Source organism: Alloprevotella sp. (assembly GCF_057240785.1).
Genome location: NZ_DBHHRH010000023.1, coordinates 17,804 through 38,711, shown reverse-complemented (window position 1 = coordinate 38,711; position 20,908 = coordinate 17,804). Strand labels below are relative to the sequence as shown.

General features: G+C 44.2%; 20 protein-coding genes. 12 read left to right on the top strand and 8 right to left on the bottom strand.

What is annotated here, in order from left to right:
* Positions 1 to 85 precede the first annotated feature (85 nt).
* Positions 86 to 649: a DUF4738 domain-containing protein gene (locus ACO4R2_RS05565; protein ID WP_311491267.1), complete on the bottom strand. Its 564-nt coding sequence runs from the start codon at positions 647 to 649 to the stop codon at positions 86 to 88.
* A 126-nt stretch (positions 650 to 775) separates the two neighbouring features.
* Here ACO4R2_RS05565 and ACO4R2_RS05560 point away from each other — a divergent pair, with 126 nt between their 5' ends.
* Positions 776 to 1,216, top strand: a complete 441-nt coding sequence (locus ACO4R2_RS05560) for a DUF4488 domain-containing protein (protein ID WP_484769500.1) — start codon at positions 776 to 778, stop codon at positions 1,214 to 1,216.
* Positions 1,217 to 1,374: 158 nt separating this feature from the next.
* Here the strand turns inward: ACO4R2_RS05560 and ACO4R2_RS05555 are convergent, their stop codons facing one another.
* Positions 1,375 to 2,121, bottom strand: a complete 747-nt coding sequence (locus ACO4R2_RS05555) for an acyl-[acyl-carrier-protein] thioesterase (protein WP_484769499.1) — start codon at positions 2,119 to 2,121, stop codon at positions 1,375 to 1,377.
* Between the two features lie 223 nt (positions 2,122 to 2,344).
* Between ACO4R2_RS05555 and ACO4R2_RS05550 the strand changes: the two genes are divergently transcribed.
* The gene (locus tag ACO4R2_RS05550; RefSeq protein WP_484769498.1) at positions 2,345 to 4,543 is read left to right on the top strand and encodes a S9 family peptidase; all 2,199 of its coding nucleotides are present in this window, start codon (positions 2,345 to 2,347) and stop codon (positions 4,541 to 4,543) included.
* Between the two features lie 609 nt (positions 4,544 to 5,152).
* Here the strand turns inward: ACO4R2_RS05550 and ACO4R2_RS05545 are convergent.
* From ACO4R2_RS05545 to ACO4R2_RS05530, 4 genes are all read right to left on the bottom strand, one after another.
* Positions 5,153 to 6,406, bottom strand: coding sequence for a type II toxin-antitoxin system HipA family toxin (locus ACO4R2_RS05545; RefSeq protein ID WP_484769497.1), 1,254 nt, complete (start codon positions 6,404 to 6,406; stop codon positions 5,153 to 5,155).
* A 3-nt stretch (positions 6,407 to 6,409) separates the two neighbouring features.
* On the bottom strand, positions 6,410 to 6,730 hold the full coding sequence (locus ACO4R2_RS05540) for a helix-turn-helix domain-containing protein (RefSeq protein ID WP_484769496.1): 321 nt from the start codon (positions 6,728 to 6,730) through the stop codon (positions 6,410 to 6,412).
* Positions 6,731 to 6,885: 155 nt separating this feature from the next.
* Positions 6,886 to 7,593 carry a DUF4230 domain-containing protein gene (locus ACO4R2_RS05535; protein ID WP_484769495.1) on the bottom strand — a complete coding sequence of 236 codons (708 nt, stop codon included), beginning with the start codon at positions 7,591 to 7,593 and terminating at the stop codon, positions 6,886 to 6,888.
* 6 nt (positions 7,594 to 7,599) lie between these two features.
* On the bottom strand, positions 7,600 to 8,328 hold the full coding sequence (locus ACO4R2_RS05530; protein ID WP_484769494.1) for a DUF4230 domain-containing protein: 729 nt from the start codon (positions 8,326 to 8,328) through the stop codon (positions 7,600 to 7,602).
* A gap of 203 nt (positions 8,329 to 8,531) precedes the next feature.
* Between ACO4R2_RS05530 and ACO4R2_RS05525 the strand changes: the two genes are divergently transcribed.
* The 8 genes from ACO4R2_RS05525 (at position 8,532) to ACO4R2_RS05490 (ending at position 16,305) form a co-directional block, all read left to right on the top strand.
* On the top strand, positions 8,532 to 9,755 hold the full coding sequence (locus tag ACO4R2_RS05525) for a sigma-54 interaction domain-containing protein (protein ID WP_484769493.1): 1,224 nt from the start codon (positions 8,532 to 8,534) through the stop codon (positions 9,753 to 9,755).
* Positions 9,739 to 10,260, top strand: a complete 522-nt coding sequence (gene lptE / locus ACO4R2_RS05520; RefSeq protein ID WP_484769492.1) for an LPS assembly lipoprotein LptE — start codon at positions 9,739 to 9,741, stop codon at positions 10,258 to 10,260. The genes ACO4R2_RS05525 and lptE overlap by 17 nt, the downstream gene beginning before the upstream one ends.
* 25 nt (positions 10,261 to 10,285) lie before the next feature.
* Entirely contained in the window at positions 10,286 to 11,053 is a 768-nt protein-coding gene (locus ACO4R2_RS05515; RefSeq protein WP_484769491.1) for a tetratricopeptide repeat protein, read from the top strand.
* Between the two features lie 7 nt (positions 11,054 to 11,060).
* Positions 11,061 to 11,399 carry a preprotein translocase subunit SecG gene (gene secG / locus ACO4R2_RS05510; RefSeq protein ID WP_484769490.1) on the top strand — a complete coding sequence of 113 codons (339 nt, stop codon included), beginning with the start codon at positions 11,061 to 11,063 and terminating at the stop codon, positions 11,397 to 11,399.
* A gap of 113 nt (positions 11,400 to 11,512) precedes the next feature.
* On the top strand, positions 11,513 to 12,826 hold the full coding sequence (locus ACO4R2_RS05505; RefSeq protein WP_484769489.1) for a UDP-glucose dehydrogenase family protein: 1,314 nt from the start codon (positions 11,513 to 11,515) through the stop codon (positions 12,824 to 12,826).
* A gap of 286 nt (positions 12,827 to 13,112) precedes the next feature.
* Positions 13,113 to 13,472: a thioredoxin gene (gene trxA / locus ACO4R2_RS05500; RefSeq protein ID WP_315090280.1), complete on the top strand. Its 360-nt coding sequence runs from the start codon at positions 13,113 to 13,115 to the stop codon at positions 13,470 to 13,472.
* Positions 13,473 to 13,497: 25 nt separating this feature from the next.
* Entirely contained in the window at positions 13,498 to 15,924 is a 2,427-nt protein-coding gene (locus ACO4R2_RS05495) for an FAD-dependent oxidoreductase (protein ID WP_484769488.1), read from the top strand.
* A 9-nt stretch (positions 15,925 to 15,933) separates the two neighbouring features.
* Positions 15,934 to 16,305 (top strand): MarR family winged helix-turn-helix transcriptional regulator, encoded by a 372-nt coding sequence (locus tag ACO4R2_RS05490; protein WP_484769487.1) that lies wholly within the window; start codon positions 15,934 to 15,936, stop codon positions 16,303 to 16,305.
* 509 nt (positions 16,306 to 16,814) lie between these two features.
* Here the strand turns inward: ACO4R2_RS05490 and dinB are convergent.
* Complete coding sequence (gene dinB / locus ACO4R2_RS05485) at positions 16,815 to 17,921, bottom strand: DNA polymerase IV (RefSeq protein ID WP_484769486.1); 1,107 nt, start codon at positions 17,919 to 17,921, stop codon at positions 16,815 to 16,817.
* Between the two features lie 101 nt (positions 17,922 to 18,022).
* On the opposite strand from dinB, the gene ACO4R2_RS05480 reads away from it, so the two are divergent.
* Positions 18,023 to 18,445, top strand: a complete 423-nt coding sequence (locus ACO4R2_RS05480) for a Fur family transcriptional regulator (protein WP_484769485.1) — start codon at positions 18,023 to 18,025, stop codon at positions 18,443 to 18,445.
* Between the two features lie 76 nt (positions 18,446 to 18,521).
* Here ACO4R2_RS05480 and ACO4R2_RS05475 read toward each other — a convergent pair whose 3' ends face one another.
* The gene (locus ACO4R2_RS05475; protein ID WP_484769484.1) at positions 18,522 to 18,953 is read right to left on the bottom strand and encodes a hypothetical protein; all 432 of its coding nucleotides are present in this window, start codon (positions 18,951 to 18,953) and stop codon (positions 18,522 to 18,524) included.
* A 101-nt stretch (positions 18,954 to 19,054) separates the two neighbouring features.
* On the opposite strand from ACO4R2_RS05475, the gene ACO4R2_RS05470 reads away from it, so the two are divergent.
* On the top strand, positions 19,055 to 20,827 hold the full coding sequence (locus tag ACO4R2_RS05470) for a glycoside hydrolase family 20 protein (protein WP_484769483.1): 1,773 nt from the start codon (positions 19,055 to 19,057) through the stop codon (positions 20,825 to 20,827).
* Positions 20,828 to 20,908 lie beyond the last annotated feature (81 nt).

The following is a 20,908-nucleotide window of genomic DNA, read 5'->3' as shown; positions in this document are numbered from 1 at the left end:
GCAGAAAGGATTCTGTTCCCCTCCTTTGCGGCAGGACAGAATCCTTTCTTTGTTCAAAAAAAATAAAGAAGTGGTGTAAGATTTCTCAATCCATGCCCTCCATATCGGTCTTCGTTGTCACTTGGTTGGACACACTGCGGATTACAACAGAACCATCATGAGAAACACTTACAGAAAAAGCCGGACCTTCACCATCCAATCCTGGCTGGCCTATTTGTGCTCCCAACACAATCGTTTGTGCCGAAGAATGGTCCTTATCGAGAGCCATTCCTTGCATAACATCCCGAGCGGCATCATCAGCAGAAATTTTATCGACAAAGTCTTTTTTTGTAAACGTTCTTGTAAACATTTCTTCGCCGTCACATAGAATGCGCACATCCACCTTATTGTCGTAGAAAAGCACATCCATCTCGTCTTTAACAGTTGGCAAACTCTTATCCGTTTGTCGGTTCGTTGTGATTTCAAAAACGTGGCCTCCTACGCGCAACGTATCGGTGCGATTGAGTGGAGTAGTCGACTCGTTAACCCCCCCCGTTGTAGCTGCCGCTAAAGACTTTGGAGTTGCATCTGCTTCGGTCTTATTCTTTTTGCCGCAACTGGCAAATGTTAATACAACAAGACAAGAAGCAACAAGAAGTATCTTTTTCATTTCAACACTGACATTTATTTATGCGGACAAAGTTATAAGATTTTACTGAAAAAAGATAAGCGAAAGTTGTAATACCACTAAAATCTTGTACATTTGCGGAAAATATCAACCTAAACACAGTTAATTATGAACAAATTCAGACACATCATCCTCTTATTGGCCTTCATCGTAGGACTCACGGCTTACGCACAACATTCTCACCCTTTGCTCGGCATTTGGCAACAAGAAATAATAACGCAAGAAGGCAACCGCATACTTATTCCTGTATGGAAAATCATCAGTGGCGATGGGACGTTCAGCGTTATTCTTATGACCAAAGACAATGGGCGCACAGTACAGACCATTGAGGGCAACTACGTTATCAACTCGGATAAGACTTACACTGAACAGGTCAAGACCAACGTTTTTGACCCTCAGCAGAAGAATACAACAAATACGTTGAATTATTCCTTTGATACACCCGACCGACTACGCATTTCATATCACTTGCAAGGTAGAAGCGTTCCTGCTATTGAATCCTGGCAACGTGTCAAACTGGAGAATCCTTTTCCTCAAAACGATAAATAACCAAGTAAAAAGTAATTAAGCAACTAAGAAGAAAGAAGTCCCACTAATCTCAAAATACTTATGAGATAAAGAGGAACAATCTTTTGCTTTTCAAAATACACATTTATGACACAAAAGGAGGAAGCTGGCAGAGATGCTAACTTCCTCCTTCTATCTTTCTAAAGCTCAGCAGTTTCGATTTCCGCTCTTACTATAACGGAAGCGCCCTTACGGATTTCCACGTCGCAAACGTTCTCTTTCTTATCTTCCCTAAACAGTAGCAACGTGTCGCCACAATAGCTCTCATTACAGAACTGAAGTTCTATGCGACGTATTTGATGTGTTCGATGATAGTCGGCCGAAAAGAGATTGAGAATCATCTCCAAATAGCGCATAGAATTGACATGTCCGTTAATATCCAAGTCGCTAAAACCAGCACGATACTGACAGACCGGCTCTTCGCTTTTCACCCTGACGCGTCCTGCTCCAGAGATAGGAAAATCCTCCTTGGGCAGAAGGACAGAAGTAAAGCCGCCGTCAGGAAGTTTCTCCAAATCAATGGGCTGCCGCGTTTTGTAGTCGATAGCTGCCCAAATGCTGAAACCATACCCCGTCGGTTCTCCGTTTTCTGCCTCCAAACGGAAGAGGCGCTCCGTAAACTGGCGGTAAACCTTCGTCACCCACGTTGAGATAGTATAATGTTCAAGCGTTTTCGGGCGATCTTCAAATGTTAGTACCAAGCGCGAGAGCACCCAAACAAGATTGTTCGCAATGAGTTGCTCATAACCAAAACCATGAGCCGTGGCGTGCATTCCTGCACAACGCAAAATCTGATTTCCCAAGAAACTCAGGCTCACATGTCCCGTGGCATCTTCCGTATAAGGTTCCACACAGAAGCCGTAACAGCCTATATTTCCATTTTCCATAACTATATATTTGAGCATGTGGGACAAAGAGAAAGACAGAGCTGCGAGTGGCCAAAACTTCGTTTATCACCCCGACTCGCAGGCACATGTAAACCTCCAACTTGTCCTATATCACTGATTTACTACTTTGCAAAGTTAAGAAAAAGTATTAACTTCGCAAACGTAATTCTTTACGAACAGAAAGGTTTCCACCTTCTGCTTGAACCCTGAAACATAAACACTTATGAACAAATTACTCGTATTGGCCACCTGTGCCGTTCTTTCCGTGAGCAACCTTGCAGCACAGAGCGAACCGCTCAATCTGAAGGATATCACGTCTGGTCGGTACTACGCGCACCGCATTTATGGTGTGCGCCCTGCCAATGATGGCAACAGCTACACTCAACTTTCGGAAGACTCCCGCCGCATTATTCGCCGCTCCTTCAAGAATGGTGAAGAAATTGGTACACTCTTCGATGCCAGCACAGCCCGTGGACCGATCAAACTGGAGCACATCGATGGTTATATCATGTCACCTGACGAAAGTCGCATCCTACTTCAGACAAAAACGAAAAGCATCTATCGCCGCTCGTTCACAGCCGAATACTACATCTTCGACGTTAAAAACAATCGTTTCACCCATCTGAGCGAAGGCGGCCCGCAGCAAGTGCCCGTTTTCTCCCCCGACGGAACGATGATTGCCTTTGCGCGCAAGAACAACCTTTTCCTCGTCAAGCTCCTCTTCGACAACGCCGAGAGTCAGATTACGAAAGACGGAAAATTCAACGAGGTACTCAACGGCATCCCTGATTGGGTCAACGAAGAGGAGTTCTCCACAAATTGTAGTTTCACTTTCTCGGCCGACAGCAAAATGCTGGCGTGGATTCGCTATGATGAAAGCAAAGTGCCCATCTATTCTATCCAAGAATTCAAGGGCTCTCACCCCACTCTCGAGCAATACGACGAATACCCAGGTACATACGACTACAAATATCCTGTTGCAGGCGCGAAAAACTCGGAAGTTTCTGTCAAAACCTTTGATATAAAGAATCGCGTAACACGAACGATGGCCGTCCCCGTAGATTCTGACGGTTATATTCCACGCATACAATTCACGAGCGACCCAGACCGTCTGGCTGTGGTCACGCTCAACCGCCATCAGGACAGAATGGACATCTACATGGTCAATCCGCGTTCAACGGAAGCCAAACTGGCTCTGCGCGAGAATGGCACTAAATATATTCAAGAGAGTGCCTACGATGCCTTGACTTTCTATCCAGGACAATTTACTTTTATCTCTGATCGCACCGGCTACCAGCACGTTTATCTCTACAATCTCAACGGACAACTCGTGCGGCCCCTCACGAAGGGCAACTACGATGTGACGACTTTCTATGGCTACGACCCGAAAACGGGCAACTGCTATTATCAGTCGGCACAGGAAAGCCCGCTACGCCGCTCGGTTTACATGAACGACAAAAACGGACATACGCGCAAACTCTCCACTGAAACAGGTACGAACAGCGCTACCTTCTCCAAAAATTTCAACTACTTTATGAACGTGTGGTCGAACACTACTACACCTTATGTTACCACTCTGCGCGATGGCAACGGAAAGACACTGTCTACACTTTTGGACAACAAAGAGCTGAAAGAAAAGGTGGCGTCCTTCACGGGTCAGCAGGAGTTCTTTACCTTCACTACGAGCGAGGGCGTTCAGCTCAATGGCTGGATGCAAAAACCTAAAAACTTCGACGCCACAAAGAAGTATCCCGTCATCATGTACCAGTATAGCGGTCCTGGCTCTCAAGAAGTGACCGACAACTGGAAGATAGGTTTCAGCGGAGGCGGCATCTGGGAAAGCTACATGAACGAGCAGGGCTACATCTTCGTCATCGTCGATGGACGCGGCACGGGTGCTCGCGGCTCTGAGTTTGAAAAATGCACCTATCTGAAACTTGGTGAACTGGAGTCCAAAGATCAGGTCGAAGCCGCACAATATTTGGGCACACTCCCCTATGTTGACAAAAACCGCATCGGCATTTGGGGCTGGAGTTTCGGCGGATTTAACACGCTCATGTCCATGAGCGAAGGCCGCCCCGTATTCAAAGCTGGTGTAGCTGTGGCTGCTCCCACCAATTGGAAGTACTACGACACGGTTTACACAGAGCGATATATGCGCACTCCAAAAGAAAACGAAGGCTACAATATCAACCCAATCAACCGCGTAGAGAAGCTCCACGGCAATCTCTTGTTGATTCACGGAACGGCCGATGATAATGTCCACTACCGCAATTGTGCTGAATGGGCAGAGGCAGCTGTTCAAGCCAACAAGCAATTCCAGATGCAAATCTATACGAACCGAAATCACTTCATCTCAGGCGGAAACACACGTCTCCACTTGATGACGCGCATTTCCGAGTTCTTCAAGAACAATCTCTAAAGTGTGCAGACCGACAGAACTAAACTACAATTCAGTAGCAGCCTGCCCAACTTCCACACATCTATTCTATCCACAATGCCTCTTGAGCATTGTGGATTTTTCTTTTTCATAAGCTACGGTTTCCTACACACAGCAAACCACACATTTATCATAGCGTAAAGAACAAACACTTTTGTCAATTATTTTCGCATTCTACACCTCCGAGAATGCCGCGAAATTCAATTTTTCTGCCAGCAACTCGAAAAAATGCAAATTTGAAACACTACTAAAAAGGAGCTTTTTCTAATTTCTATACTACAAATTTTATTTTCTCCTTGAGAAATTAAAAATACAATAAGGGAAATTTCAAAGATAATAAGGCTATCGACTGACATCTTTATTGTATCAGCCGAAAGAATAAGGAGAAAAACGCCTGGCTAAAAGAAAAAACACGCTGTTTTTATGTTGTAGAGCATGAAAACAAAGAAAAATCTAAAAAGGACAATCCTGCCAAAGCCTTTCTTGCGATAATTCACTCATCTAAGTGCTCTACTCGCACTCCAGATTGAGAAAACAATTTGTAAAAATATCGGACAGTATGTTATCTCTATAAAAAGAAACATACAGGGTTCAAATTGTCTTGTTATAAACCTGAGCAAACATATTTCTCTCGCGCTTACTAATGCCCAAACTTATTGCCAACGTCTCCCACTGTCTCACACCTTGTCGTACCTCCTCTATAATAGCACAGGCATCATTCTTAGCTATCATATACTCTCCGCAAGAATCTTGTAAAATTTGGAGACTAGCATCATTGGTATAAGAATTGATAAGCAAACTCTGACAGTTATTCAAAGTGGGGTTCATATCGTAAGCTGGAGATAGAGTCCAACCACGAGAAGTCAATACAAAACCATGATTGCGAAAGTGGTCATCACTATTACCTATAGCTATATTAAAAGCTACACGCCGAAATAACTGAGAAAGATTCTCACTCACATCACAACAGTGCTGAAGAATAAAATCAACGATATCAAGATAACCATTCCCCGTTTTAGCATCACAGCCATCAGATAGTCCTAACAGAGTCATTGCAGAAGCAAAATGAATTCGCCTACCACTATGCGTTCGATCAAACCGCAGAGAAAGAAGCGCATGATATTTCGCTCCAGAATTTATCACACGCGTTTCCGCAGCAACAACTCCGCACGCTTTTGCTAACAAATGGCTATGATGCTCCCAAAGGGCTACATCATAATCATCTTTTCGGGAAGGGAATTTAGCCATATAAAGTTTTCCACTCTCATCCACAACTCCTGCTTTAGGACGAGCCCCTCCCAAAGAAGTTCCAGGGAGAACAAGCTGTTGAATCCATTTTTTCTCAGGCAATAAGTTCTTTTCTTCACTTCTTTCAAGTGCCATACTAGCTACGGCCAATGTACGAATATCGGTCAAAGGAGGAATACGAAAATTCTCCTTACTATTGATAAACTCTCCGTTTCTTTCTGTCGCAAATCTAAATCCTCCCATGCGAGAAAAATCATCAATTCCCGTCAGATAGTCAAAAGAAGATAGGCTTCTTACTGGTCGCTTCTCCTCTGCGGCTTGTATCTGTTCACAACGATTTAAGAGTGTTCGTCCCCAGCGGTCGGGCAGCACATCACTAAAGCAGCCAAAAATATCTTTTCCAAGTTGGGTGTACTGCGTACCCACATAATTATTGATATCTGCACTCAACATGAGATTACCATACCTCGCCAACCAATTCTCATCAAAACAAAATGAATAAGAATCAGATCCACGGAGAGATTCATAGCCAAGCTGACCGATTAGAAGGGGATTTTCCAACCAATCAAAGTCGCCATAAACAAACAACCTATTCATCTCTTACCCTTTTTTAGATGCACGCAGCCGATGCTTAAGGGAAAGATCCTGCAAAGCTCTCCCAAGCTCATCCTTTTGCGCTAACAGCAAAATGTCTTCTTCTAATTGCAGCGCATACAACACACGGAGATAAATACCTATGGCTACGGTTGGTGTACCCTTCTCCACTCTGTTGATGGTGACAGGGGAGCAAGTGGCGCGATCTGCCACCTGAGCGACACTCAGATTACGACGTAAACGAGCAAGTCGGATTTGCTCACCAACTATCTGCATCTTCTGCTCTAATTTACGAGGAAGCTTTGTTGCCATTGTAGTCTTAACCATAAACTAACCTTTTATTATGAATACAAAAATAGGTCTTTTCATTCATTTTATGTTAGGTTACGTAAAACAAAAAAGAGATAAGAAGAGACAGTAAATGCTTATTCAGCCACAAAATCCAGAAAAAACGAGAAATGGAACGGCTCCGATTCTACTTTTTAGTTGGAGCGCACACCATAATTAATAATGACGAATTTAAAGCCGAAGTTGAAAAACATTTGATTGAAATGTGCTGTGGAATTTCGGCGAGCAGCCTGCAAATTAGCCTTTGTAAGACAGCGTTTCATCATCTGATTCTTTGCTTTCTGGTAGAGACTTTCGCGCTCTGCGGCTGTCCATGTTCCCGACTCGTAGAATGTGCGCGTGCGAGCCTCATCAATAAAATGATTGTCGAGAAGTCCTACGGCAGGCAAGTTGAGAACAGCTGTATCTCCTTTGGCCGTAAACCATTGCTCGGGAGCTTTCGACATATCTACGCCTAAACGGAGCGTACCACTATAGATGGCAGACAACTGAGATACTGAAAGTGCGTTCTTTTTGTAGAGTTCGGCCATTTCCTCAGTTTCAATAGAAAGAAATTCCCATTGCCCGATATTGCGAATGGCTCGAATCTCTTCAGGCGTCACATCTATTGTTGTCGATTTCTCCATGCGGAGACTGGCCAACTTATTACCACTATTTTTTTCATCGCGGCATTGACGGAAAACTATAGCGGCTACTACGAGGCAAATCATAATGAGCCATATTTGCCAGCCTTTTATCATTGTGTAGACTATAAACTGCAAAAAATAGGCAAATTTGTTCCAAACCTTTTTGCATATCTTGCCGAAGCCAGATGCTTGCGGACGATTATCAAGTTCATTCATAGCGGATTATTGCAAACGTTGGATGGTAATGTTCTTTTGTAGTGACTCAGGCGTGAGGTCGCGGCGGAAAGAAATGGTGGCATTGTGCTCCGAATAGCCCATTCGGTGGAGCATAGGGAGCAAGACACGGGCCGCTCCAGTCTGCGCCGAAGCAAGAATGGCGGATTTGTCCATGTGGCTTATAATGCTATCCTCTCCTTGACGAGCGAAGCTCATCATCTCTTGGTCCGAAAAGCGCGAGCGGAGAGGGTCAATATATTGTCGAACTGCTGCGTGATCGATTTTGGAGGCTGTGACAATAATTTGAGGGTCGGGAAGCACTACAACAATACCCGAATCGGAACGCTCAATATTGGCTCGACTGAATGAAGCAAAGTCGACATAACCTTTCACAGATACATCTATCGGTATAGCTATCTTGCGTTCGCCCAAACGAGTCGGTATCGAAAAACTTGTCGAGCCCAAATTTCCTACTATTTGGGGATCATCGCTATAAGTTATTATCTTATGATATTGGTATTCCGTAGTGTAAAGCCGCGCACAATTGCTAATCTGATGCACAAGAAGAGCCGTTGTATCTACTTTTACTGTGTCTGACACTTTCTCTTCTGCCGTATTTTTCTCTCCTTTCCCGCAGGCGGAAAAGAACGAGAGGAGCAAGCAAAGACAAAAGACAGCAGAAAGGAGGTCGTTTGGCTCCTTACAGCTATTTGTTCTGTTTTTGTTCATCTTCATCTTTTTATTCTTTAAGTACGTTGCAAAATTATATATCTTTCAACGAACAAGCACTCGCTTCCTTACTTTATTTTCCAAAACAAAGGAACACAAGTAAGAAAAAGAAGCTTTCAGGGAAATTCACTACCTATCCAAAATTCAACAGGAGGAAATGATAGATTTATTGATTATTGCTTAACTTTGTACTCCAATTTTCAACAAACATGAACGAAGGTCAACTCCAAAAAATCAAGCAGCGCTATAACATCGTGGGCAACGACGAAGGCTTGAATAGAGCTATTGATGTGGCGCTCAAGATTGCCCCTGTCGATCTCTCAATCCTCATCCAAGGCGAGAATGGTGTGGGTAAGGAGGTTTTTCCTCGCATCATTCACGACCATAGTACACGCAAGACAAAGAAATATTTTGCTGTGAACTGTGGAGCAATCCCTGAAGGCACTATTGACTCTGAACTCTTCGGACATGAAAAAGGAGCTTTTACGGGAGCTATCGAGAAGCGTGAGGGATATTTCAGTGTGGCCAATGGTGGCACTCTCTTCCTTGATGAAGTGGGCGAACTACCCTTGCAGACCCAAGCACGCCTTCTGCGTGTATTGGAGACCGGCGAATATATTCCCGTGGGAGCCAGCGAAGTAAGAAAAACAGATGTGCGCATTGTTGCTGCTACCAATGTTAATATGGAGAGAGCGATTGGAGAAGGAAAATTCCGTGAAGATTTGTACTATCGCCTCAATAGTGTATCCATTGCTGTTCCTCCTCTGCGCGAACGTGGAGAAGATGTGGTACTACTTTTCCGCAAATTTGCCCTAGAGATGAGCGAGAAATACAAAATGCCGCCCATCCGCCTAACAGAAGAAGCACGCAATATGATAAAAGCCTACTCATGGCCTGGAAACGTGCGGCAACTAAAAAACATTGCCGAGAACATGTCTGTAACGGCGGAAGCAAGGGAGATAACACCAGAAATTTTAAGCACATATCTTCCTGAAGAGTTAAAACACAATCAGCTGGCTATTGTTGAAAAGAAAAAGACAGAACGTAGTTTTGAAAACGAACGAGAAATATTGTATCAGATACTTTTCGACCTTCGACGCGATGTGACAGAGCTGAAAAAGGTGGTCTATGAGAATCTCTTGCAAGGAAAGGTTCATGGCCATCAGGAAGCTGTACCATCAGAGAGTAGTGACATTATGTTGTATCGTAAAGACGATCAGCCGATGAAGGTTGCGCCCCCCTATTTTGATGATGCGGAAGAAGTGAAGGATAATGAAACGCAACAGCTCCTCTCACTTGAAGACCAAGAAAAGCTTTCGATTCAAAAAGCACTGGAACGTAGCGGCGGCCACCGTAAGTTGGCAGCTGACCAACTGGGAATTTCTGAACGTACGCTCTATCGTAAAATAAAAGATTATGGCTTGGAAAGTTAAACGACATCTATCTGATCTTCTGCTATGTATGATGCTGTTCATGCTTTCAGCTTGTAGCATCAAATACCATTTTACTGGAACGTCCATCAACTACGATGTAATCAAGTCTATCCAAATAGATAAAATTCCGAATCGTGCACCTTACGGTTGGGCACCTATGGAAAGCATGTTCAACAATAAGTTGCAGGACATCTATGCCAATCAAACTCGCCTGCGCCTCGTTAAGCGTGGAGGAGATCTCCATATCTCGGGAGAGATAACAGCATACGACCAATACAACAAAGCCGTATCTGCCAATGGCTATGCCTCACAAGTTCAGCTGCGCATGACGGTTAATATCCGCTTCCAAAACAACAAAACAAACGAAAGTTGGGAGAAACAATTTTCTGCCACTACTCAATACGATTCTTCACAGCAGTTGGCCACCGTTCAAGAACGTTTGGTAACGGAAATGATAGCCGACCTGACGGATCAGATATTTAACGCCACTGTTGCCGACTGGTAATTTGGCTGTATCTATTATAATACGAATGGAAATTACTGCCTACATAGATCATCCAGAACATCTCGACAAAGATTCTCTCTACAATCTTCGTGAACTTGTAGGGCGCTACCCCTACTATGCAGCAGCGCGCCTTATGTTCTTGCAGAATCTCTTTCTGCTTCACGATCCCAGCTTTGGAGAGGAACTACGCCGTGCAGCACTATTTCTGCCCGACCGCCGTGTTCTCTTTCATCTTTTCGAAGGCTCTCCGTTTGACATCAAAAACACACAGCCGATTGAACAGTCCACACTGCCTGTGCAAACTCCACATAATCGAAGCGAGCGTGCTAATTCTCTCATCGACAACTATCTGCAAGAAGATCCCGTACACACTGAAACACCGCATCGACAACCTACTGCTGCTGATGCAACAACGGATTATACGGCTTTCCTTCTACAACTCGACGATGCAGAACCCGAAGAAGAAGGAACCGTTCTCCCTTCTTCGACTCGGAATCAGCGTAGCAAGACGCTCGTGGAAAACTTCATTGCAAAACCAGGTCGCATCGAACTGAAAGAAGAGCCCGAATTTACGCCTGAACTTCCTGAGGAACAGAGCGACGAAAACGAAGGAATCAGTGAGAACTTTTTCACGGAAACACTCGCACGTATCTATATCAAACAAGGACGGTTTGAAAAGGCAATTGAAATTATCAGAAAGCTAAACTTGGTTTATCCGAAAAAAAATGCTTACTTTGCAGACCAAATTAGGTTCTTAGAGAAAGTTATCGCAAATAATAAACATAAAAAATAAGATAAAAATGTATCAAGTATTCGTCATTCTGGCTGTGATTGTAGCCATTCTGCTGACGTTCATCGTACTGATTCAGGAATCTAAGGGTGGCGGTTTGGCATCCAACTTTTCTGCATCAAACGCTATCATGGGTGTACGCAAAACAACTGACTTTGTAGAAAGAGCCACTTGGACTTTGGCTGCTTTGCTCGTTATTCTGAGCGTTGCTACAGTCTATGTAAAGCCTGAAGCATCTAGTGCCAGCACCGTTGTGACCGACATGAAGGTTAATATGCCTGAACTTCCTACGCAACAAAAAGGTGCAACTCCCGCTGCTCCTGCACAGCAGGCTCCGGCTCAAAAATAAACTCATTTGCTCACTGCAAGACAAATGTTTTATCATTATGCGAATTTTTTCTTTTCAAGAGAGAATTCGCATAATTTCATTACTACAGTTTCTTTTCACTAATCCTAAGAAAAATGAAAATAGCCATTGTCGGAACAGGATATGTCGGACTGGTAAGTGGAGCTTGCTTCGCTGAAATGGGCGTTGAGGTGACCTGCGTTGACATAAATCAAGAAAAGATTGAGCAACTCAAAAAAGGTGTCATCCCTATCTATGAGCCAGGTCTAGATGAGATGGTGCTTCGCAACTATAGAGAAGGCCGTTTACACTTCAGCACTCAGCTGCGCGATTGCATAAGCGATGTAGAAGCAGTATTTAGCGCTGTAGGGACACCTCCCGATGAAGATGGAAGTGCCGACCTTAGTTATGTGCTCAATGTGGCGCACGAGGTGGGACAATATATGAACCAGTATCTTGTTGTAGTCACAAAATCAACTGTTCCTGTTGGAACGGCAGCTCGCGTAAAGGCAGCGATCCAAGAAGAGCTTGACAAACGCGAAAAGAATATAGAGTTCGATGTCGCTAGTAATCCTGAATTCTTGAAAGAAGGAAGCGCTATTAAAGACTTCATGTCGCCCGACCGTGTAGTTGTAGGCGTGGAAAGCGAACGCGCCCGCGAACTGATGACTAAACTCTATCGGCCATTCCTCCTCAATAACTTCCGTGTGATTTTCACAGACATTCCCAGTGCTGAAATGATAAAATATGCAGCCAACTCTATGCTGGCCACGCGTATCTCTTTCATGAATGATATTGCCAACCTCTGCGAACTCGTTGGAGCTGACGTAAACGCCGTTAGAAAAGGTATAGGCTCTGACACACGTATAGGCTCAAAATTTCTCTACCCTGGATGCGGCTACGGCGGCTCTTGCTTCCCCAAGGACGTAAAGGCTCTCATCAAGACAGCCGAGCAAAAAGGTTACCCCATGAAGGTATTGCAAGCTGTAGAGGCGGTTAACGAAATTCAAAAGAACGTACTTTTCAATAAGTTAAATGCCTACTACAATGGCGACTTACAGGGAAAGACTATCACCCTTTGGGGCTTAGCCTTCAAAGCTGAAACCGATGATATGCGAGAGGCTACATCGCTCGTCACTATCAAGAAGCTCCTCAAAGCTGGATGCACTGTTCGCGTTTATGATCCCGCTGCCATGAACGAATGTCGGCGTCGTATCGGCGATAGTATCTACTACGCACAGGATATTTACGATGCCACCTTAGGTAGTGATGCGCTTCTACTCTTGACCGAATGGAAACAATTCCGACTACCGTCTTGGGAAGTTATTCGTCGCTCAATGAATCGCCCCGTAGTGTTCGATGGCCGTAATATTTACGACCCATCCGATATGCAAGCAGCTGGCTTTGAATATTTCTCCATAGGCCGTTAAGCAACTCTTACACAAGAATCATTATCCTAAAACTATCAACGGAAGGTTCCATCCCTATCTGTTGATAGTTTTTTGTATTCTACAAATCTCCTATTCAGTCCATAGTTCCTTCTCATAAATTCATCGACTAAACGCAGAAGACGATACGTTTCTCAAACCTTTTCTTGCCCCACTAAAATATTTTCCTTTGGAAATTTGTTTTATCAGAAAATTAGATGTATCTTTGCACAAGTTTCCGATGGAAAATAAAATTTAGAACTAAATTATTCACTAAAAGAAAAGAACTATGAGTGTACAAAACTTAACAACTCTCGACTTCAAGAAGCAAATCATGGACTTCGATACGAACCCACAAGAATGGAAATATCTTGGCGACAAACCAGCTATTATAGATTTCTACGCCACATGGTGCGGCCCTTGCAAAGCTACTGCTCCTGTGCTCGAAAAGATTGCGGAAGAGTACGAAGGACGTATCAATGTATTCAAAGTAGACGTTGACCAAGAGCAAGAACTTGCTTCAATCTTCGGCATCCAGTCCATTCCCTCCATTTTATTCATCCCGATGAATGAGAAACCTCAAATGGCAACAGGTGCAATGCGACAGAGCGACTTTGAACGCGCCATTAACGACATTCTGCTTAAATAAGTTCGTCGCAAAACGTAGGAAATAAATGAAACACCTCATCATTGGCGGCGTAGCGGGCGGAGCAACTGCTGCGGCCCGCATCCGCCGCATTGACGAACAGGCAGAGATTATCCTTTTAGAAAAGGGGCCACATATTTCGTATGCAAATTGTGGCCTTCCTTATTATATAGGTGGCGTAATAGCTCAACGTGAAAAACTTTTCGTTCAAACTCCCGAAGCTTTCGGACGACAATTCAACGTGGACGTACGCATTTGCAGCGAGGCCATCACTATTCATCCCGAAAAGAAAACGGTAACAGTGCGCAAGGTCGATGGATCTTGCTATGAAGAAAGCTATGACCGCCTTTTGCTCTCACCTGGTGCCACCCCTGTGCGCCCACCTCTAAAAGGTATTGACCTTAAAGGAATCTTCACTCTCCGAAATGTGGAAGACACCGATCGCATCAAAAGCTACCTTCAGGAGCACGAAGTGAAGAAAGCAGTTGTCGTAGGCGGAGGTTTCATAGGGTTGGAAATGGCTGAAAACCTCCAAGAAGCAGGTGCAAAGGTTTCCATTGTTGAAATGGCTAATCAAGTCATGGCGCCAGTTGATTTCTCCATTGCATCATACGTTCATCGCCATCTGACGGATAAGGGCGTTGCTCTATATCTTGAAAAAGGCGTAGACCACTTTGAGCAAATCGACAATCGTATCCGTGTTTGCCTTGCAAACGGTGAAAACATAGATGCCGACCTCGTACTGCTCTCCATCGGAGTTCGCCCTTCCACACATCTTGCTGCCGAAGCCGGCATCCGCGTGGGACGTGGCATTCAAGTGGACGAATATTTAGAAACATCCATCCCCGACATCTTTGCTGTGGGAGATGCAATCGAATTCCCCCACCCCATTACAGGAGAAAACTGGCTCAACTATCTGGCAGGTCCTGCCAATAGGCAAGCGCGCATTGTGGCAGACAATATGGTAAGGGGCAAAGTAGAAAAATACGAAGGCTCCATAGGAACTGCCATTGCAAAGGTTTTCGATCTCACAGTGGCTACTACGGGAGTGCCCGCAAAGCGATTGAAGCAAGCAGGAATTGCGTATGCTAGCTCCACAACTATTTCGGCGGCACACGCTGGCTACTACCCTGGCTCATTCCGCCTAACAACCAAACTGACTTTCGACCCCAAGACTGGACGATTATTTGGTGCACAATGCGTGGGACATGATGGAGTGGACAAACGCATTGATCAAATTGCACTTATCATCAAGAATGGGGGCACTGTGGAAGATCTCATGCGCGTGGAGCAGGCTTATGCACCGCCTTTCTCCTCTGCAAAAGATCCAATAGCCATTGCGGGCTATGTGGCTCATAATATTATAAATGGTGCAATGCCAGCTATTTATTGGAGAGAGATAGATAGCCTCGACCTCAATAAGACATTCCTTCTTGATGTCAGAACTCCAAGCGAATACAAACTGGGCACAATTCAAGGGGCAGTAAATATCCCCTTAGATGAGCTGCGTGAGCGCATCAACGAACTACCAAAGGACAAAGAAATCATAGTGTTCTGCGCTGTTGGTTTACGCGGTTATTTAGCACTGCGAATCCTTCAGGGACATGGTTTTGAGAAGGTGCGAAACCTCTCAGGTGGGTATCAAATTTACTCCCTTGCCACTGCACCTATTTCTATTGCTCCGACTCCGAAGAAGCAACCAGAAATAAATACTACAAAGCCCTGCATCTCTACTCTAAAAATAGATGCCTGCGGACTACAATGCCCTGGACCTATCATGAAACTAAAGAAAGCTATGGACCAAGCACAGGTTGGCGAACGCATCGAGGTTGTAGCTACAGACGCTGGATTTTCGCGTGATGCCGAGGCGTGGTGTCAAACAACAGGAAACAACTTCATCACAAGTACAATCCAAAAAGGTTATCACACTGTGGTCATCGAAAAGAACGCTCCAGTAGAATGCACATCTCACACTGCCAGCAATAGCAAAAACAAAACGCTGATCATGTTCAGCGACGACCTCGACAAAGCTCTTGCCACCTTTGTTTTAGCAAACGGGGCAGCTGCCACAGGGCATAAAGTTTCTATTTTCTTTACTTTCTGGGGACTCAACGTTCTCAAACGCGAACAGAAACCAAAGGTGAAAAAAGATTTCTTCGGCAAGATGTTTTCGTGGATGCTCCCCAAAAGCTCTAAAAGCTTACACCTCTCTCAGATGAGTATGCTGGGCATTGGTGATCGGCTCATTCGTCACATTATGCGCAAGAAAAACATCAACTCGCTTGAGGAGCTACGTGATCAAGCACTCGCTAATGGTGTTGAGTTTATTGCGTGTCAGATGTCGATGGACATGATGGGAATTGACAAAGAAGAATTCATCGATGGAGTAAGCATAGGCGGTGTTGCCACTTATATGCAACGTGCTGAAGAAGCAAATGTTAATCTCTTTATTTAAAGAACAGACATGGACAAAAAATGTATTTGCCACTTGCGCAGTATCTATCGTGCTATCACAGCTTTGGAACAAGAAATGCAAAAGTTTCATGGCATAAATATCAACGAAGGAATGCTCCTTTGCCTGTTGTCCGAGAATAAAAGTTTGACATCGGGTGAAATTGCTGAAGCCTTAGGATTGACATGTTCCAACACTTCAAAGATTATCTGCGCCGTCGAAAAAAAAGAACTCATCTCGCGTGTTATGGGAAAGACTGACAAACGCGAAATGTACTTCTCACTATCGGCAGCAGGCAAAAAACGACTTGAAGAAATGAAAGAATGTGATTGGGAACTACCCGAAATTCTTACACAAGTTCTTGAGAAGACAAACAATGAATAGGAGGCAAAAAAATTCATGGAGAAAGTGCAAATAATCGCTGAAACTATCATCAGTTCCTCACAGTTTTCCTTCTCCCGTTTTTGACCTTTTATAAAAATTCTCCATAACTCTCAACTCTCTATCCGCAACACCCAACAATAGGTGTTGCGGATTTTTAGAAACACTTTCATGTGTGACAACAAGCTTTTGCGCTATCGGTTATTGTCACACTGTTGTCACAACCATAATACAAACTCTTTCAACACTTTAAGTATCAAGCGTGGCGATATAACAACGTGACAACGGAAAAAACAAAATACAGAAGAGAGCGCATCTCTTCATCATTTTCACTCTTCTTATCATCGCCAAAAATACAATAAGCGCGTCAACTGATAGCCTTATTCTGTCAGCTGACAGCCTTATTGTATTTTCAAACGCAATAAAGATATTTACGACCTGATATACAACAAGTTATCTCCTCCAAGAGAAAAACATAAAATTTCTTGCAAACAAGTTTCAAAAATCATCATTTAGGCTCCCCCCAACCAAGTGCTTTCATCACCAAAATCAAACTCCAACTGAATCCATTCGAGCTTTTTCATGTCTTCTTCCTTCGGTGATGACACGGAAAGACCAAGTAGGCGTATAGGGCGGGAGGTGTCAGTTTTTGACAATAGTTGTTTTGCCAATGGGAGTATTTGCTTTTTTGTGCGCAATGGTTCTTGTCGTGTCAAACTGCGGGTGATTTGCGTAAAGTCAGAATATTTCACTTTTAACGTCAAAGTTCTCCCCTCAAACTTATGCTTCTTGATGCGCTCCACAAGTTCTAATGTGACGTGGTATAATTCGACAATAATAGATGCCTGTGTATGTAAATCTTTTTCAAAAGTACGCTCACATCCAACAGATTTGGCCTCACGCGTTGTCACCACGGGGCGTTCATCAATACCCCGCGCGAAATTATAGAACACTTGCCCCATTTTTCCAAAGTCACGTATCAGACTATGTAAAGAATATTCGCGCAGTTGCTCCCCTGTATATATTCCCATCTGATGAAGGCGTTCTGCCGTTTTAGGCCCTACGCCCCAAAGTTTTGTAACAGGCAAATGAGCGATAAAGCGGAGAGCTTTATCGGGATGAATGGTGCAAAGTCCGTCGGGCTTGCGATAATCCGAGGCTATCTTAGCAAGCAATTTACAATAACTCACACCTGCCGAAGCCGTCAACTGTAGTTCTTCGTGAATACGACTTTTTATTTCGCGCGCAATATCCACTGCGAGCTCCATCCCTTTTTTATTTTCCGTTACATCCAAGAAAGCCTCATCAATACTCAAAAACTCTACTTGATCCGTATAATCATGGAAAATCTCACTTAACTGATGATTCACAGCTCTATACTTCTCAAAATGGCACGGAACAATAATCAGTGACGGACATAAGCGTTTGGCCACCTGAACAGATTGGGCAGAATGTACGCCAAACTTACGCGCCTCGTAACTGGCAGTAGTGACAACGCTACGCTCTTCATCATTGCCAACAGCCACAGGTTTGCCGCGCAACTCTGGATTGTCGCGCTGCTCAACGGCTGCAAAAAAGCAGTCCATATCAACATGGATGATTTTCCGCTCTGTAGTCATTCTTTCAGTTACCTAAGATGCAATAAATGAAGTGATAGATTTTTTTCTTACTTTTGCTTCGTAAGTAAAAAGTTGGCCTTTGATGCCAAAGCCGTAGAACCATGCACATAGACATAGAAGAACTCTTCGCTCAACACGAAATACGCCCAACAGCCAATCGCCTTATCATAGCCAGAGCACTATCCGAGGCGTCCCACCCGCTCTCGCTCTCAGATTTGGTACAGAAAATTCCATCCATCGACAAATCTGGTATTTTCCGAACTCTGACCATATTCCGCCAACAGCATTTGGTTCATGTGCTTGAAGACGGGGGCGATGGCGTGAAATACGAACTTTGTCACGGCCATTCCGACACATCAGGACGAGATGATGATATGCACGTTCATTTCTACTGCGAAGAGTGTCATCAAACCTATTGTTTGGAAGAAACGCCTATTCCGCTTGTAACAACGCCCGAAGGTTTTTTCATCAAAAGTATCAACTATATGATGAAGGGGATTTGCCCTAAATGTAAGAAAAGATAGATTGCAGCAACAGAGAGGGGCTACCTATTCTTCAAAAACGAAAGGGGCTATATATTCCGCGGCTTTAGTCCTAAACTTATTCTTTACTCAACGTCTCCCAAAAGGATTCAAGATCTTCGTCAAGTCCTGGCAGCAAATTATCATCTATCTGAATCAAATCATCATCTACCAGATAGAGATTAGCCACAGCAGAAATGTCGTCGTCGAAGAGTACAAAAGAATAAGGTTTGAGCACATTCAGAGAATCCATTTCTTCTTTAATATCTAAAATGGCTTCTTTTAGCACAGGTTGAATACGTTCGTAGAAATCTTCCGAAGTATCGCCAAGCCATTCTTCCACAACGCAACGAGTCAGCTCTGTATCGTTGTCATCAAAAATCAAAAGTTCCCCACCTTCTTGCTTCACTTGCAAAATGATATCTGTCATCGGGAAATTCTCCGCCTCAAGGGGAAATTTCGACGCGGCCTTACGCAACGCACGCTGTATTTGTTGAATTGTTCCGGACATAATAACTATTCTTTTATAGGGCGAAGATACGGATAAATCTTATACATCCATAGAATTTCAAGTAAAAACAGTAACTTCGTGGCATACTAAAGCTTATATTTATGACTATTTTTTCATTTCTACGCAACGTGACAAGAGTTTTGTGCGTTGGAGTTCTTCTTTCTTGCACCTCTCTTATGCAAGCTCAAGAGAAAGAAAACGCAGTTTCTCCTGCCTATTCGTGGCGAGGCTGCATGCTTGACCTTTCGCGTCATTTCTTCACCACTGATTTCTTACGGAAGCAGATTGATTTCTTAGCCGAACACAAGATTAACCGTCTACACCTGCACCTTACCGATGCGGGAGGATGGCGCATTGAGATAAAGAAATATCCACGCCTCACGGAGATAGCAGCATGGCGCACGGAGTCAGATTGGCACAAATGGTGGATAGGCGGAGATCACCGCTATCTGCACGAAGGCGATTCAGCAGCTTACGGTGGCTACTATACGCAGGACGAACTACGCGCTTTAGTGGCTTATGCACAAGAGAAGGGAATCACCATCGTACCCGAAATTGAGATGCCAGGGCATAGTGAGGAAGTAACGGCCACTTATCCCGAACTGAAATGCGTGGGCAATGAAGGAGCACAAGCGGATATGTGTCCATCCAATGAAGCCACTTACACTTTTCTTGAAAACGTTCTGCAAGAAGTGATGCAAATCTTTCCATCCCACTGGATACACATCGGAGGCGATGAAGCCAGTAGAGATACTTGGCTGAAATGTACGCGTTGCCAGCAAAAGGCGAAAGAACTGGGCTTTAATCATGTGAACGAACTACAAGGCTATCTCATTCGGCGCATACAGCGTTTCCTCACTCAGAACGGAAGGGAGATGATTGCGTGGGACGAAGCATTGGAGGACACCACACTTACAGGAGCCACCATCATGGTATGGCGAAATGCTGCGGCAGCTCGCCAAGCCATCCGTCAAGGTAACAAGGTTATCATGAGCCCTACGAGTCATTGCTATTTTGACTATCATCAAGATGCACCCTATCTCCAACCCACGGGAATAGGTGGTTACAATACGTTTAATAACGTTGCTAGTTTTGACCCTGCAACAGGGTTGAGCGCAGAAGAACGTAGCCACATTCTGGGGCTGCAAGGAAATCTGTGGACAGAATTTATTGAAACGCCAGAACATGCAGAGTATATGCTCTATCCGCGGGAGTTGGCCATCGCTGAAATAGGACTAAAAGGACGCATTAGTGATATTAGCCATTTCCGACAAAGCATCATTCGCCAATACCCCCATCTGGATAGTCTAGACATCCACTATTTTGATTTACGCAAAGAAGTAGGCGAACGTCCTGAAAGTCGAAATCAAAAAAACTCTCAAGCGGCCGACATAAAGGTAGTCTATCACCGACCTTTTAGTACATACTACCCTGCTGGCGGAAATGAGGCCCTCATAGATGGCACTTATGGAGGTTGGAGTCACACAGACGGCCGCTGGCAAGGCTTTTGCCAACCTGCCGACACGATAAAGAAGCCCTATTGCATGGACTTGACGCTCGATCTTGGCAAGGTTAAAGCAGTTCACAATATTGACATGGAATTTTTGCAGAATAGTGAAGCGTGGATTTATCTTCCAGAAGATTTTCGCATCTCTATTTCTAAGAATGGGCGCAACTTCCGCGAGATTTTCCAAAAAGGAACACCGCGTGAACCTAACAGCAAACCTCTATACGTTCATTGGAGATGGATAGGAACAAAAAAAGCACGCTACATCCGCCTCCAAGCACGCGCTCCACGCCCTGGAGAATGGGTTTTCAGCGATGAAATTCGCATCAATGAACAAAGGGGAAAATGCGGAACCAAACCATATTAGACAGTCGCCAAAATAACATAAAAAAGCATAATGTGCAGAATTAGCCATCAATAGTAACTGCTTTGTCTTAAAGATACTGCA